Source organism: Niabella terrae, assembly GCF_054783135.1.
The window spans coordinates 194,029-208,883 of the sequence record NZ_BAAGRD010000003.1; the positions used below are offsets into that span (position 1 = coordinate 194,029).

The 14,855-nt window shown below is 47.7% G+C and carries 14 protein-coding genes; 7 read left to right on the forward strand and 7 right to left on the reverse strand.

Annotated elements, in window-relative coordinates; translation table 11 throughout:
• Positions 1–34 precede the first annotated feature (34 nt).
• The gene (locus ACYVI9_RS03645) at positions 35–250 is read right to left on the reverse strand and encodes a Sec-independent protein translocase subunit TatA/TatB (RefSeq protein WP_460760816.1); all 216 of its coding nucleotides are present in this window, start codon (positions 248–250) and stop codon (positions 35–37) included.
• Positions 251–525: 275 nt separating this feature from the next.
• On the opposite strand from ACYVI9_RS03645, the gene ACYVI9_RS03650 reads away from it, so the two are divergent.
• A complete protein-coding gene (locus ACYVI9_RS03650) occupies positions 526–1,116 on the forward strand; it encodes a Yip1 family protein (protein WP_460760819.1) in 591 nt (196 codons plus the stop codon).
• 70 nt (positions 1,117–1,186) lie between these two features.
• Here the strand turns inward: ACYVI9_RS03650 and uvrA are convergent, their stop codons facing one another.
• A complete protein-coding gene (gene uvrA, locus ACYVI9_RS03655) occupies positions 1,187–4,030 on the reverse strand; it encodes an excinuclease ABC subunit UvrA (RefSeq protein ID WP_460760821.1) in 2,844 nt (947 codons plus the stop codon).
• A gap of 237 nt (positions 4,031–4,267) precedes the next feature.
• Here uvrA and ACYVI9_RS03660 point away from each other — a divergent pair, with 237 nt between their 5' ends.
• From ACYVI9_RS03660 to ACYVI9_RS03675, 4 genes are all read left to right on the forward strand, one after another.
• On the forward strand, positions 4,268–5,005 hold the full coding sequence (locus ACYVI9_RS03660; protein ID WP_460760824.1) for a hypothetical protein: 738 nt from the start codon (positions 4,268–4,270) through the stop codon (positions 5,003–5,005).
• A gap of 130 nt (positions 5,006–5,135) precedes the next feature.
• Positions 5,136–5,810: an OmpA family protein gene (locus ACYVI9_RS03665; protein WP_460760827.1), complete on the forward strand. Its 675-nt coding sequence runs from the start codon at positions 5,136–5,138 to the stop codon at positions 5,808–5,810.
• A gap of 79 nt (positions 5,811–5,889) precedes the next feature.
• Positions 5,890–6,606: a porin family protein gene (locus ACYVI9_RS03670; protein WP_460760829.1), complete on the forward strand. Its 717-nt coding sequence runs from the start codon at positions 5,890–5,892 to the stop codon at positions 6,604–6,606.
• A gap of 77 nt (positions 6,607–6,683) precedes the next feature.
• A complete protein-coding gene (locus ACYVI9_RS03675) occupies positions 6,684–7,406 on the forward strand; it encodes a porin family protein (protein ID WP_460760832.1) in 723 nt (240 codons plus the stop codon).
• Between the two features lie 104 nt (positions 7,407–7,510).
• On the opposite strand, the gene ACYVI9_RS03680 is transcribed toward ACYVI9_RS03675, so the two are convergent.
• From ACYVI9_RS03680 to ACYVI9_RS03690, 3 genes are all read right to left on the reverse strand, one after another.
• Positions 7,511–8,008, reverse strand: coding sequence for a VOC family protein (locus ACYVI9_RS03680; protein ID WP_460760835.1), 498 nt, complete (start codon positions 8,006–8,008; stop codon positions 7,511–7,513).
• A gap of 211 nt (positions 8,009–8,219) precedes the next feature.
• Entirely contained in the window at positions 8,220–8,426 is a 207-nt protein-coding gene (locus tag ACYVI9_RS03685) for a hypothetical protein (RefSeq protein WP_460760837.1), read from the reverse strand.
• Between the two features lie 367 nt (positions 8,427–8,793).
• Positions 8,794–11,322 (reverse strand): ATP-dependent Clp protease ATP-binding subunit, encoded by a 2,529-nt coding sequence (locus ACYVI9_RS03690; RefSeq protein WP_460760840.1) that lies wholly within the window; start codon positions 11,320–11,322, stop codon positions 8,794–8,796.
• A 95-nt stretch (positions 11,323–11,417) separates the two neighbouring features.
• Between ACYVI9_RS03690 and ACYVI9_RS03695 the strand changes: the two genes are divergently transcribed.
• Both ACYVI9_RS03695 and ACYVI9_RS03700 read left to right on the forward strand, forming a co-directional pair.
• A complete protein-coding gene (locus tag ACYVI9_RS03695; RefSeq protein ID WP_460760842.1) occupies positions 11,418–11,807 on the forward strand; it encodes an STAS domain-containing protein in 390 nt (129 codons plus the stop codon).
• Positions 11,808–11,841: 34 nt separating this feature from the next.
• On the forward strand, positions 11,842–12,747 hold the full coding sequence (locus tag ACYVI9_RS03700) for a ribonuclease Z (protein ID WP_460760845.1): 906 nt from the start codon (positions 11,842–11,844) through the stop codon (positions 12,745–12,747).
• Between the two features lie 10 nt (positions 12,748–12,757).
• Here ACYVI9_RS03700 and ACYVI9_RS03705 read toward each other — a convergent pair whose 3' ends face one another.
• Positions 12,758–13,576, reverse strand: a complete 819-nt coding sequence (locus ACYVI9_RS03705) for a hypothetical protein (RefSeq protein WP_460760848.1) — start codon at positions 13,574–13,576, stop codon at positions 12,758–12,760.
• A 54-nt stretch (positions 13,577–13,630) separates the two neighbouring features.
• Entirely contained in the window at positions 13,631–14,734 is a 1,104-nt protein-coding gene (mnmA, locus tag ACYVI9_RS03710; protein WP_460760851.1) for a tRNA 2-thiouridine(34) synthase MnmA, read from the reverse strand.
• Positions 14,735–14,855 lie beyond the last annotated feature (121 nt).

Genomic DNA, 14,855 nt, shown 5'->3' on the forward strand with positions numbered 1-14,855 from the left:
TCGGGGCTGCGTAAAAAGCTGCCCGAAGCGCGGACTATTGCGCCTGCTTCGGTTCGCTGGTAATATTGTTGGCGCTCTCTTCGATTTCTTTCTTTACATTGTCTTTGGCATCGTTGAATTCGCGAACACCCTTACCCAGACCTCTCATCAGTTCCGGAATTTTACGGCCTCCAAATAATAACAGCACAATTACCATGATGATGATAATTTCATTGGTACCCAAGGCCCCCAGTAGTTCAAAATGTGTCATGATGTAATTTAATTAATGTTCAAATATACATTACAAATAACAAAAGCCGTAGTTTAAAGGTTGCAATTTTGCAAATTAATGCCCGATACCCGGTCATGGGATCATAAGGATCACCGGGTAATGGCATCTGTTAGCCTGCCGGTCGCAGCAGGCAAGCCTGCAATCCTCTCGCTACCTAGAATTCGGGAGGCGTCCGGAAAGGTTTTTTGCGGCAAAAGACATAATTTTAAGCAGTCTACCCCCTTTATTTCACTAAAAACAAACCTTGAATTGCCATGAATTTAATTGACCGGGTCAAAAACATCCTCACCGAACCCAAACTGGAATGGGAAAAAATTAAAGCCGAAGAAGCAACCCTGCAAAGCCTGCTGACGGGTTATGTTATCCCGCTTTCTCTGCTGGCAGGACTGGCCAATTTCCTGAAGTATATTGTTTTTTCTTCCATCTTTGGTTTTACCTACGGAATCGCCTATACCCTGTTTGCGGTGCTGGCGACCATCGTGGTTTTTGTCATTGCCACCTATATCATTGATGCGCTGGCCCCCAGTTTTAAATCTGAAAAGAACTTGAATCGTTCCGCACAACTGGTGGCTTATGCCGGTACTGCCGGCTATGTAGCCAGCCTGTTCTCCTTTATTCCCTTTCTCGGCGGATTGCTGGCATTGGCCGGAGCGGTTTACAGTATCTATTTGTTTTACCTGGGGCTGACGCCGATGAAAAAGACGCCTGAGGATCAGAAAGTGATTTATATTGTGGTCTATATCCTGGTCAGTTGGGCAATCTATATGGTATTAATGGGCGTGGTGGCCGGTGTACTGTTCAGTTCCCTGATTGCCGGAACTGCGGGCATTTCCACATTCAGGTAAGCCCACGGACTGTCCGCCAGCACTTTTCCCCGGCCCAGGGCCCCTGTTTGTTTCCATAACTATTTTGGAATCAGAGCTCGGCTTTCAGGTACTGACCGGTATAGCTGTCTTTGCTTTTTACCAGTGCTTCGGGGCTGCCTTCAAAAAGGATGCGACCGCCGCCGTCGCCCCCTTCGGGCCCCAGATCGATGACATGATCGGCCACTTTTATGACATCCATATTATGCTCGATGATCAGAACGGTATTGCCACGATCAGTAAGTTTATCCAGCACTTTCAGGAGCTGTTTGATGTCTTCAAAATGAAGACCGGTGGTGGGCTCGTCCAGGATATAAAAAGTCTTGCCGGTGTCTTTTTTGGAAAGTTCGGTACTGAGTTTTACCCGCTGCGCTTCGCCGCCGCTTAAAGTGACGGCGCTCTGTCCTAAAGTGATATAACCCAGTCCGACATCCTGCAGGGTTTTTATTTTTCGATAGATGGAAGGTACTGCCTGGAAAAAGGCTACCGCCTCATCCACAGTCATTTCCAGCACATCGGAAATCGATTTCCCCTTATAACGGATTTCCAGGGTCTCCCGGTTGTACCTTTTACCATTACATTTTTCGCAGGGTACATACACATCCGGCAGAAAATTCATTTCAATGACCCGCATACCACCACCTTCGCAGACTTCGCATCTGCCGGTTTTCACATTGAAGGAGAACCGTCCTGCATTGTAGCCCCTTATCTTGGCTTCGGGTACGGACGCAAACAGACTGCGGATATCCGTAAAGAACCCACAATAGGTAGCGGGATTGCTGCGTGGGGTCCGGCCGATCGGTGACTGATCAATTTCCACGACCTTGTCAATATGCTCCAGCCCTTTGACCGACTTATAGGGCATGGGCTGCATTTTGGAAGCGGGGAAGCAGTGGTTGCTCAGAATGGGGTAGAGGGTTTCATTAATAAGGGTAGACTTGCCGCTACCGCTGACGCCGGTAACCAGGATCATTTTGCCTAGTGGAAACTTCACCGATACCTGTTGCAGGTTATTGCCACTCACACCTTTTAATTCAATGAACTTGCCGTTGCCTTCCCGGCGGCTGGCCGGCGTATCTATTTTTAAATGACCATTGAGGTAGCCTGCGGTAATGGTATCCAGTTTGAGAATCTGTTTGGGGCTGCCCTGGGCCACTACCTGCCCACCATGCAGGCCGGCTTTAGGACCGATATCAATGAGGTAATCGGCCGCCAGCATAATGTCTTTATCATGCTCCACGACCAGCACACTATTGCCGATATTTTTCAGATTTCGAAGGGAATCGATCAACCGGTGATTGTCCCGCTGATGGAGCCCGATGGAAGGTTCATCGAGTATATAAGTGATGCCTTGCAGCTGGGAGCCAATCTGTGTGGCCAGTCGGATACGTTGTGATTCGCCGCCACTTAAGGTTCGGCTGGGACGGTTCAGGGATAAATACGTAAGACCGACATCCAGCAGGAAGCCCAGTCTTTCCCGGATTTCCTTGAGGATGTCCCGGGCAATGGCATTCTGTTTTTTACTCAGCCGGAGTTCAATTCCATCCAGCCAGGCCGACAGGTTATCCAGATTCAGGTTGCTCAGCCAGGCGATATTCTTGCCGTCGATCTTAAACCATAAACTTTCCTTTTTCAGGCGTTGGCCCTCACAGGCCGGACAGGGCTGTAGTTCCATAAACTGTTCCACCCAGTCCCGCAGACTTTCATTGCTGTTGGTGGAAAGATACCAGCGCTTCAGCATGGGAATAATGCCCTCATAACTGCCCGTATAATAGACCGGAATAGAGGTATCGGTACCATCCAGATCCAGGGTCTGCAGGGCATCCCCATCGCCATAAAGCAGCAGATCCCGTTGCGCCTGGGTGAGTTCACCGAGGGGTTTGGCCAGGGAAATCTTGTGTTTTTTGGCAAAACTTTCCACCTGCTGGTAGACACTGGCAGTCCGTTGTTCGCCCAGCGGCACAATGCCACCTTCCTTTACCGTTTTGCCCAGGTCCGGCAGTACTGCGTCCATGCTGATGACCGAGCTGACACCCAGTCCCCGGCAGTGCGGACAGGCCCCATAAGGAGAATTAAAGGAGAATGAATTGGGGGAAGGTTCCTCATAGCTGATACCTGTATCCTCACACATCAGCATTTTGGAATAGGAGGCCAGGGCATCCGGTGGATCCAGGGGGGCGACGAAAATCAGGTCCTTGCCCAGTCTCAATGCTTCCTGTACACTCTGGCTCAACCGGGGTTTGAGCTCGGCAGTTACCTGGAGCCGGTCTACCACCAGTTCAATGTCATGAATTTTATAACGGTCGACCTGCATTTTGGGCGTCAGGTCCCTGATGGTACCGTCCACCCGCACTTTCAGGTAGCCTTTTTTCCGGACTTCTTCAAACAATTCCCGGTAATGGCCCTTCCGGCCCCTTACCAGCGGCGCCAGCAGGTTGATCTTCTGGTTGAAAAAACGCTCGTAAATATTGTCAACAATCTCTTCTTCACTCCATTTGACCATTTTTTTGCCGGTATTATAGGAATAGGCCTCGCCGACACGGGCAAACAGCAGACGGAAAAAATCATAGACTTCGGTGACCGTACCCACCGTAGAACGGGGATTTTTATTTGTCGTTTTCTGCTCAATCGAAATGACCGGAGACAGGCCGGTGATCTGGTCGACTTCGGGTCTTTCCATGTCGCCGATAAACTGCCGGGCATAAGCGCCAAAAGTCTCCATATATCGGCGTTGCCCCTCTGAATATATGGTATCGAAAGCCAGGGAAGATTTACCGCTTCCGCTGATACCGGTGATAACGACCAGTTCGTTTTTAGGAATCGAAATGTCGATATTTTTCAGATTATGGACCCGGGCACCGTTGACTGAAATATAGTCTAAATGATTGTTTTCCAAATTGATACTACTCCTTTTTTGGGCTAATTGATTGCTGAACCCCAATGCTTATCTATGATAACTGATCTGTAAAATAAAGGTTTATCCGCTACATAGAAATTTTTGGCATAATAATTTCTTTGGCAATAGCGTCTCAAAGCATCCGGCGGGCTTCCCGACATTCCAAATGCAGCCCTCAAACGTAAATATCAGGCCGGTAGACATCGGGATTTTTCAGGTTACAAAAAAATAAAACGAATGAAAAAGAATTTCTTACTGACAGTGGTCCTTGCAGCGACAGTTTACGGTACCACATTTGCACAGGTGTCGACCACACCTGAAGTTCCCAAAAATTACAAACCCGCTCCCAAAGAATTATTGCCCATGCCCGGCGAACTTACTGATGAGATGATCTTTCCGGTATTGGGTAAATATGCCTATACGAATGAGGAGGGTGCCAGTTCCGAAGTACTGGTATACCGTGATGATGCCAATAAGGGAACCGTTTGGGTGAATGGTATGCCCCAGGGTAAATTTAAAGCTGACTTAAGGGTATCACCTGCTACTTATAAAATTCCGGCGCAGAAGACCCTTCAGAATGACCTGCCGGAATATGAGGCGGCTGCGGATTCAGTAACAGCGGCTACGGCAGAAACAACCGATAAGGCTGCTTCCAGATTCTCCGGAAAATCACTGGATGAGGGCACCTTGTTACTGGACACGGTTTCCAGAAAATTATATATCCATGTCGGCACGAAATACAATGAGGAGAATCCGACTGAGGTCTTTCCCGAAATTGCCGCAGCAGATTCCCTGACTGTAACTCCCGAAGTTGCAGACGAAACAGCAGTAAAGTCGAAAAAAGCCGCCAAAAAAGCGAATAAAGGAACGACTTATGTGTTGGATAAAGTAGTTGAGGAAGTGCTGGTGACACCAGCTGCGGAGGCTACTGAAGCGGCCGATGCGGCGCCTGTAGCGGAACCAGCCAATAATTAGTAATACTTAACTTATTCATATTAAAAAGGTTGTCGATGAGACAACCTTTTTCTTTTTGCCGCCCTCTTAGCTGCATCACTGCCAATTGGCACATATTTTGTCCATAGGTGGTTAATTAAAAACTCATACAATGAAATTTTTACAAACAACCTTATTTGCTACTGCTTTCTCAGGCCTGCTGCTTGCCGGCTGTGATAGTATGAACAGAACTCAGAAAGGCGCTGCCATCGGCGTTGGTGGCGGAGCTGCTGTCGGCGCCGTAATTGGTAAAGCTACCGGTAATACCGCAATGGGCGCCATCATCGGTGCAGCTGTGGGTGGCACCGCCGGTGCTATAATCGGTAAAAAAATGGACAAGCAGGCGGAAGAAATCAAACAGGAAGTGCCCGGTGCGAAAGTAGAACGTGTGGAAGAAGGTATTGTAGTGGAATTCAGCAGCGCCGTATTGTTCGGATTTGATCAGGCGACCCTGACCGCACAGTCGCAGTCCACCTTGGACGATCTGGTAACCATTTTGAATAAATATCCTGATACGGATGTGGAAATTCAGGGGCATACTGACAATACCGGTACGGCTAAATACAACCAGGGCCTCAGTGAAAGAAGGGCTTCTGTAGTCTCCAATTACCTGAGTGGACACGGGATTGGCCTGGAAAGGCTGAATACGGTCGGTTACGGACTGAACAATCCTAAATATTCGAATGAAACTGCCGAGGGCCGTGCCCAGAATCGTCGGGTGGAATTTTTGATTACCGCCAACGAAAAAATGAAGGCAGATGCACAAAAAGAAGCCGGCACAAAGTAATTTGAAAATTCAATCGTTATCCCTTTAAACAGCAAATCTTTTGCTTTTAGGAAAATTCATTAACCATTAAACCTTTTTTATGAAATTCAAAAAAATGATGATTGGCGCGGTATTGCTTTCCGGGCTTACGGTGCTGAGTCAACAGGCAAATGCGCAGGTCGATGTAGGCGTCCGCGCGGGATTTAATCTGTCCAATGTTACCATGTCCAGTGATGATCCGGATTTCGAAGACGATTATGACGGTAAAACCCTCAATCCCGGCTTTCATGTAGGCGTCACTTTCGATATCCCGGTAGCAGACGAGTTTTATGTGCAACCCGGTGCGTTATTCAGCACCAAGGGATATAAAATTAAAGATGAGAGTGATTTCGGAAAGTTTAGTTTTACGGCAACGCCCTTTTATCTGGAAGTGCCGGTAAATTTCCTGTATGCGCCTGCGCTGGGGACCGGCCGGTTGTTGCTGGGAGCCGGACCTTATGCCGCTTACGGATTGGGTGGTCGTTGGAGAGAGAAGCAGACCGATGGCGAATCGGATAATTATGATGACAAAGGCTCGCTGGAATTTATTAAAGACTGGGATGATCAGTCTGATGATGAAGACACCTACGCATATGGAAAGCCCTTTGATTTCGGCGCCAACCTACTGGCTGGTTATGAATTCGCAAACCGGCTTTCCGTTCAACTGAATGCACAGCTGGGTCTGGCGAATATTGCTCCTGAACTCGGCGGTGAAATCGTAGATAATGATAAGATTAAAAACGTGGGCTTTGGTCTTTCATTAGGCTATAAGTTTTAATGGAGGAGCTCATCAATCTCGTTCTCTATGCAACGTTTTAAACAATCAATTACTAAAATTATTTAAACAACATTATTATGAAAATTAGAAAAATTTTGCCGGTAGCTGCATTGGCGTTGGTCTTTACCGCAGCCGGTATCCAGGCGCAGGCGCAGGTGGACGTAGGTATCCGCGCAGGTTTAAATCTGAACAATGTTTCCAGTAAAGATGGTGACGGAGACAGAGCCGATACGAAAATCAATCCCGGCTTTCATGCAGGTCTGACTTTCGATATTCCCATTGCCGATGAATTCTATATTCAGCCGGCTGCCCTGTACAGCATGAAAGGGTTTAAAACAACTTCAGATGCCAGCATTGGAGGTTTTAATTATGACGGCGAAGTTCGCTGGAATGCCTCTTATATCGAGGTACCCGTAAATTTCCTGTATAAACCCGCACTGGGTATGGGACATTTATTGCTGGGTGCAGGTCCCTATGTCGGTTATGGTCTGGGTGGTAAAGTAAGTTCTGACAATAATATAGACTGGGGTAATGGCGAAGCGAACAGTAGTGATCATGCCAAACTGGAATTCCTTAATGATAATAATGATTTTTCAGGCGATGATGACAAAGTACCTTATGCCAAACCTTTTGACTATGGTGCCAACCTGCTCGCGGGTTACGAATTCGCCAATAAGTTTTCCGTGCAGTTGAATGCCCAGTTAGGTCTGGCAGATATTCAGCCGGATAATGATGGCAATAAACAAGACGGCAGTCTCAGAAATGTCAACTTCGGCGTTTCGGTAGGTTATAAATTTTAAGCACTGCATGCCCCTCCGGGGCGCAAGTGCCAGGGTTTGCCAGACAGTGGTTTTTAAGGGATGAAAATCGATTCCTTGACAACGACAGGTCTGGCAAACTTTTTTTATGCCCCAGGGTCCAGTTCGCTCAGGAGATCTTCCAGATCCAGCCGGTGGGTATACATGTCCAGGCTGCCATCGGCCTGATGCGGCCAGCTTTCCCGGGGCCGGTCCCAATAAAGTTCGACGCCATTCCCATCAGGATCGTCGAGGTACAGGGCTTCAGATACCCCGTGATCACTGGCCCCCGTCAGCGGGTAATAGGCATCCCGGATCCGCTGATAAATTCGGGCCAGATCCTTTCGCGTTGGATAGAGGATAGCCGTATGGTAGAGGCCCACGCCAAATTTCGGAGCAGGTGGTGCGTCCCGACTCTGCCAGGTATTCAATCCGATATGATGATGGTAGCCTCCGGCTGAAAGAAATACGGCCTGATCACCATACGTTACGGTCCGTTCAAATCCCAGTAATCCTTCATAAAAATCCAGGGCCCGCTTGAGGCTGGCCACCTTCAAATGTACATGACCGATTCTGGTCTGAGGAGGCAATTGATAATCATCCATAGTATCTTTTTTTGAAGTGGTAGCAGAATTGCGGCTTTCTATCCGACACCATAAACGGCTTTACCCGTCTGAGATGCAGGGTGCCTGATTGTTCAAATACAAAACTACTGTTTATCGGGGAAATCTTGTGCGGTGGACCCTATTGGGGCGCCGGATGAAACCGATCCTGGACAGTTAAGCGGGTGGTATAGCTGTTTGGTTCTGAAACTATTCAACTATGGGTGGGGCTGCCTGATTTTTTAAGATCCGTAATAATACAGCAGACCGTGCCGCTTCTTAATTCTTCATGCCATTGCCAATCTTCCAGATGAATGGTATTATCTGTACGGACGTATTCATTTATTAAAGCAATGGCATTTCCTGTAAAACGGATATTGGTCATTATAATATCCTTGCCTGCACCTTTGATTTTCAACATATTCATCTTTTTTAAAACCTTCGTAGAATGCCATATCACCGCCAGGTACTCTTCCGGAGAACAGCCTATTCAATAGTAGATTCTAAAGGAAACTATTTTTAGATAGGGTAGCGGATTCGAACCTATGCTTTAAGGTACCTGTAACCTTCGGAATATACCGATTTTCAGCCATATAAGCAAATGAATGCCGTCCCGGAAGTCGCAGGAGGAGGGTGATTGAAGGCTCCTGGTGTTGCTTACAAAAATCGTACGCAATCGATTTAGGCAGGGTTCCGGGCTTTTCGTTCAAGCCTGGCATGAGCTGGTTCACAGCCATAAAAAAGCTGCGCAGTGATGACTACGCAGCTGTAAGAAAGTTTTTTATTTATCAGGCCTCCTGAGCGTCGGCTTTTTCCTTGACGGTGAATACCAGTTTATCGGCTTCCTTATCCAGGTTAACCACTAAAACATCACCGGGCTTCACATTCATGTTCAGAATTTCTTCTGCCAGCGGATCTTCCAGGTATTTCTGAATCGCGCGATGCAGCGGCCGGGCGCCGAACTGCTGGTCATAACCTTTGTCTGCCAGGAAGGTCTTGGCATCTTCAGCCAGTTCCAGCTGATAGCCAAGGGTCTCTACTCTTTTCAGTACGCTCTTCATGGAAATATCGATGATGCTGAAAATGTGTTCCTTGGTCAGGTTGTTAAAGATGACCACATCGTCAATACGGTTCAGGAATTCAGGTGAAAAAGTACGTTTCAATGCCTTCTCGATTACCGCTTTATTCTCTTCATCTTCGTTGGCGACCCTGGACTGGGTGGCAAATCCTACACCGGCACCAAAATCCTTAAGTTGACGTACACCGATATTTGATGTCATGATGATGATGGTATTCTTAAAGTTGACTTTACGGCCCAGACCATCGGTAAGTTGTCCGTCATCAAGCACCTGTAAGAGGATGTTGTAAATATCCGGATGCGCCTTTTCGATTTCATCCAGCAGGATCACACTATAGGGTTTGCGGCGTACTTTTTCAGTCAGCTGACCGCCTTCTTCATATCCCACATATCCGGGAGGCGCTCCAATCAGCCGGCTCACCGTAAACTTCTCCATGTATTCACTCATGTCAATACGGATCAGTGCATCTTCCGCATCAAAAAGATAGCGGGCCAGGGAACGCGCGAGTTCTGTTTTACCCACACCGGTGGGTCCCAGGAAAATAAAACTACCGATGGGCTTTTTCGGATCTTTCAGTCCTACCCGGTTTCTCTGGATGGCTTTAACCACTTTCAGAATTGCTTCATCCTGACCAATGACCATATTTTTCATATCATCGGTCATCTTACGCAGTTTCTCGGTCTCCGCCTCTACCATTTTCTTCACCGGTATGCCGGTCATGATATTGATGACTTCTGCAATATCCTCATCGTTAATGGGATAGCGCTTGTGCTTGCTTTCTTCTTCCCACTGTGCTTTGGCTCTTTCCAGCTCCTCGGCCAGTTTTTTCTCGGTGTCCCGTAAAGAAGCAGCCTCTTCAAATTTCTGACTTTTAACGACGCGGTTTTTTTCTTCCTTGACGTCTTCAATCTTTTTTTCCAGCTCCACAATATTATCCGGAACATTGATGTTTTTCAGGTGCACCCGGGCGCCGACTTCATCCATTACGTCAATGGCCTTATCGGGCAAAAGCCGGTCGGTTACATAACGATCAGAGAGTTTCACACAGGCATCAATGGCGTCATCGCTATAAGTAACACTATGAAAGTCTTCATATTTCGATTTGATATTATTCAGGATCTGAATGGTTTCTTCCACCGTTGGCGGATCTACCATCACTTTCTGAAAACGACGATCCAGGGCGCCATCTTTTTCGATATACATCCGGTACTCATCCAATGTGGAGGCACCGATGCATTGCAGGTCACCCCGCGCCAGTGCGGGCTTAAATATATTGCTGGCATCCAGCGAGCCGCTGGCACCACCGGCACCGACAATGGTATGCATTTCATCAATGAACAGGATGACGTCACGATTTTTTTCCAGTTCGTTCATGATGGCTTTCATACGTTCTTCAAACTGACCCCGGTATTTGGTGCCGGCGACCAGAGAAGCCAGATCCAGTGAGATGACCCTTTTATCAAACAATACCCGGCTGACCTTGCGCTGTACAATGCGCAGTGCAAGCCCTTCCACGATGGCCGTCTTACCCACACCGGGTTCGCCGATCAGGATGGGATTGTTTTTTTTGCGCCGGCTCAGGATTTGTGAGACCCGTTCAATTTCCTTTTCCCGGCCTACGATAGGATCCAGGTTACCACTTTCAGCAAGCTTGGTCACATCCCGGCCGAAATTGTCCAGTACCGGTGTCTTGCTTTTGGTATTGGATTTGGAACCGCTGCCTTTGGAAGGTTGGGAATATTTTTTTTCTTCCTCAAAATCTTCATCACCCTCTTCGCCGAATTCAGCATGCGGTTCATTGGATTTTACGATACCCAATTCCTGACGGAACATGTCATAATCCAGATCATACTGGTTCAGAATCTGCGTGGCGATATTCTCCTTGTTTTTTAAAATCGATAACATAAGGTGTTCGGTTTCCACCTGGCTGCTTTTCAGCGCCTTGGCTTCCAGCACGGTTACCCGAATTACTTTTTCGGCCTGCTTGGTTAGCGGCAGGCTGTTGATGTTGGCGATATTCTTTCCGGTTTTATCTTTTATGGCCAGTTCGATTTCCTTGCGGAGTTCTGCAATATCAATATTAAAGCCCTTCAGGATGCGAATAGCCGTATTATCTCCTTCCCGAATCAATCCCAGCAATAAATGTTCCGTGCCAATAAAATCATTCCCCAGCCGCAGCGCTTCTTCCCGGCTGAATGAGATGATTTCTTTCACCTGAGTTGAAAAATTATTATCCATATTTTTCAGATAAAATGTTTAGTTACAATATTAACAAATATATTTGGTACTGGTTTGCGTAATTTGTGAACACCAGTGTCAAACTATTTCTATATATGCAGGTCAAAATAGATACCAAAGAACAATTTCACGTCATCACGCCAATCGAATCAGTTCTTTCTGCTAGTATGACAGACGGCATTCGGGTGGCGTTGCTCCCTTTTTTAAAAAATGATGTGAAAAATCTGGTATTTAACCTGGAGCGTGTTGAGCGGTTGGACCGGCCTGCTGCCGAACTGTTACTGCATATTCAGCAGGAATTTTATGAGCAGAATGCTTCATTTGTGAGTTGTAATCTGCAGGAAGCCGTGGAAGTCTTTTTGGCAGAAAATGAACTTTTAGAGCTTTTAAATGTTACACCTACCCAGAGCGAAGCCGGCGATATTGTTCAGATGGAAGTGATCGAAAGAGAATTACTGGACAATGAGGATTGGCTGGAGACCTGAGCCTCAGCAGCAATTTTAAGTTAAATTTGTAGGGATGTACGGCGTAACGATACTTGGTAATAATTCAGCTGTACCCGCATTTGACAGACATCCGACCAGCCAGGTACTTACCATGGGGGCGCATAATTTTCTGATTGATTGTGGGGAAGGAACCCAGATACAATTGATCAAATATAAAATAAGGCGGCAGCGGATTTCCCATATTTTTATTTCCCATTTACACGGTGATCATTATTTCGGTCTGATCGGCCTGATCAATTCTTTTGCCCTGCTGGGTCGCCAGCAGGAACTGACCATTGTCGCTCCCGGCCCCCTGAAGGAAATTCTGGATCTGCAATTAAAGGTAGCAGATAGCAGGATCTGTTTTCCCCTGCATTTTATCGCCATCAACGGGAGCGGTCCCCTGGTACAAATAGGCAATATTGAAGTGCGCTGTTTTAAAACCGATCATCGCATCGAATGTTTTGGTTTTGTATTCCGGGAGATCCGCAATCCACGCAGGATCGACCCTGAAGCCGTGAAAGTCCACCAGATTCCGCCGACGTCTTTCTATTCACTCCAGCTCGGCCGCGACTATGTGGATGAAGACGGTTCCGTTATAAAAAACAACCTGTTGACGACAGCCGCCCGGCAGGGCAAGGTCTATGCTTATTGTGCAGATACCCGATACAACGAAGGCTTCCTGGACAGTATTGCAGGCGCAGATATGATCTATCATGAAACAACCTATCACGATAATTTTTCTGAAATGGCCCATCAGCGTTTTCATTCTACCACCCGGCAGGCCGGACGAATTGCGCAACTGGCCGGTGTAAAAAAATTACTGATCGGACATTTCAGCAGCCGTTATGATACACTTGAAGAATTCGAAACTGAGACCCGGGAAGTCTTTCCCGATACCGATCTCGCACTGGAAGGCGTCAGCTACTTGTTTCCCTGATTAAGTCTTGTCAGTCACGGGCGATCAGCCACATCCGAATCCCGAATCCGGTATAGTGGGCCGAAGGGTTGTCTACGGATCCGGGTCCCTGATAATCATATAACTGCAGGTCCTTATAGACCAGTCCGATACCGCGGGCGTATTTTTCTGTGGAGACGGCCTTGTACCCAATGGCAGTTTCCGGGGTGGGCGGGATATTCAGGCTGTCATTACTTTGCTGTATGGTCCAGACATCATCGTACTGCTGTCCTTCGATTGTTTCCGAACCGAAACCACTGTAACTGAAATCCCAGGCATACATTTCGTCATCGACAAACATATCATAAATATCGCTATAAGGTGAACTATTGCTGTTCTCGCCCGGTCGGATCAGGTAGCTGTTACCCTTCCAGGTAAATCCCTGCCGGAAAGGCAATGTCAGGGCGATCACCCGCATATTATCGGTAATAACTTCCATCTGCTGCTCCTGTGGGGTAATATAAAAACTGCCCCGGGCCTGCCAGTCACCACTGCCGTTTTCGTTATTGATCAACCTTTGAATAATAAAAGTATGGCGCCCCAGATTATCGATAGCCTGACCACTGATCCGGTGCCGCAACTGGTAGCGATGCAGTTCGGGAACAGTGCCACTCCTTGTAAAAACCAGGGAGTCCAGCCGGTAGGTATAGGACCGGCCGACGGACAAAGGCAGGTAGTCAGTCAAAGCGGCTGATTCAAATTTTTCCGTTCGGTTGGAACAGGCTGCCAGCAGTCCGCAGAACAGCGGCACCGCTATAGCCTTATGCAGTTTTTTCAACAGACTTGTATGGTAATCCAACGGCAATGCCATGCAGGAAAGATACTGTATTATCAGTTTATGTAAACAGGATTGCCGCCCTTCCGCTCAGAAACGACTACCGGATTGTATAATGCCGCCGCCCAGCACATCGTCTCCTTCATAGAAAACGGCGCTTTGGCCGGGGGCAATGCCTTTGGCGTCCTGGAAGAAACGCACTTTCATGTGCGGTGCTTCGGGAAAGAGCTGGGTCAGGGTACCGGCATCTTTATAGCGGATCTTGGTCACCGCTTCCATGCCGGGTGTGATGGCATCGTATTTAATCAGGTTGATTTTGCCCACCTGCATTTCGTTTTTGTCCAGGTCGGCCTCATCACCCAGGGTCACGGTATTGTGTACCGGGTCAATTTCAGTAACGTAAGCGGGTTTGCCCAATGCGATATCCAGGCCTTTGCGCTGCCCGATGGTATAAAAAGGATAGCCCTTATGTTTCCCCAGGATGCGGCCCTGTTTATCGATAAAATCACCGCCGGCGACTCTTTCTTCCAGGCCGTCCACCCGGCGCTTCAAAAATCCGCGGTAATCGTTATCAGGCACAAAGCAGATTTCGTAACTCTCACTTTTTTTAGCCAGTTCCGGATAACCCAGGTCGACCGCCATCTGGCGGATTTCGGATTTATGGTAGCCGCCCAGCGGCAGCAGGGTACGGCGCAGCAGGTCCTGTTGCAGTCCCCAGAGTACATAGCTCTGGTCCTTGGTAGGGTCCACCGCCTTACTGATCACATAGCGGTCATTGTCCTGCCGCCGGATTTTTGCATAATGCCCGGTGGCAATAAAATCGCAATCCAGGGCATCTGCCCTTTTGAGCAGGGCCCGCCATTTAATATGGGTATTGCAAAGGACACAGGGATTGGGTGTGCGCCCGGCCAGGTATTCCTCCACAAAATCATTGACTACAAAATCCCCGAATTCTTCGCGAATGTCCAGTATAAAATGTGGGAAACCATGCTGGACTGCTGCCATACGGGCATCATTGAAGCTGTCCACATTGCAGCAGCCGGTTTCCTTCTTGCTGCCGCCGCTTTGGGTATAATCCCAGGTTTTCATGGTGATGCCCACTACTTCATAGCCTTCATGATGCAGCATAAGGGCCACAACGGTACTGTCGATACCGCCACTCATAGCCACTAAAACTTTCCCTTTTTTGCTCATTTGTCTTAAAAAAATTAATAGGCAAAGATACTGATTGTGTTTAACAAGTGAATTTTCGAAAAGTTGCGGATGGAGCGTTCTTTCTGTGATTTCAAGGAGATTAATCAAGGATCAGGGGGCG

Bases quoted from the DNA above. Each gene is read 5' to 3' on its own strand.
- ACYVI9_RS03665 (WP_460760827.1), top strand. From the start codon at position 5,136: ATGAAATTTTTACAAACAACCTTATTTGCTACTGCTTTCTCAGGCCTG.
- ACYVI9_RS03670 (WP_460760829.1), top strand. From the start codon at position 5,890: ATGAAATTCAAAAAAATGATGATTGGCGCGGTATTGCTTTCCGGGCTT.
- ACYVI9_RS03700 (WP_460760845.1), top strand. From the start codon at position 11,842: ATGTACGGCGTAACGATACTTGGTAATAATTCAGCTGTACCCGCATTT.
- ACYVI9_RS03680 (WP_460760835.1), bottom strand. From the start codon at position 8,008: ATGGATGATTATCAATTGCCTCCTCAGACCAGAATCGGTCATGTACAT.
- ACYVI9_RS03650 (WP_460760819.1), top strand. From the start codon at position 526: ATGAATTTAATTGACCGGGTCAAAAACATCCTCACCGAACCCAAACTG.
- ACYVI9_RS03705 (WP_460760848.1), bottom strand. From the start codon at position 13,576: ATGGCATTGCCGTTGGATTACCATACAAGTCTGTTGAAAAAACTGCAT.
- ACYVI9_RS03685 (WP_460760837.1), bottom strand. From the start codon at position 8,426: ATGTTGAAAATCAAAGGTGCAGGCAAGGATATTATAATGACCAATATC.
- mnmA (WP_460760851.1), bottom strand. From the start codon at position 14,734: ATGAGCAAAAAAGGGAAAGTTTTAGTGGCTATGAGTGGCGGTATCGAC.
- ACYVI9_RS03645 (WP_460760816.1), bottom strand. From the start codon at position 250: ATGACACATTTTGAACTACTGGGGGCCTTGGGTACCAATGAAATTATC.
- ACYVI9_RS03660 (WP_460760824.1), top strand. From the start codon at position 4,268: ATGAAAAAGAATTTCTTACTGACAGTGGTCCTTGCAGCGACAGTTTAC.
- ACYVI9_RS03675 (WP_460760832.1), top strand. From the start codon at position 6,684: ATGAAAATTAGAAAAATTTTGCCGGTAGCTGCATTGGCGTTGGTCTTT.
- ACYVI9_RS03695 (WP_460760842.1), top strand. From the start codon at position 11,418: ATGCAGGTCAAAATAGATACCAAAGAACAATTTCACGTCATCACGCCA.
- ACYVI9_RS03690 (WP_460760840.1), bottom strand. From the start codon at position 11,322: ATGGATAATAATTTTTCAACTCAGGTGAAAGAAATCATCTCATTCAGC.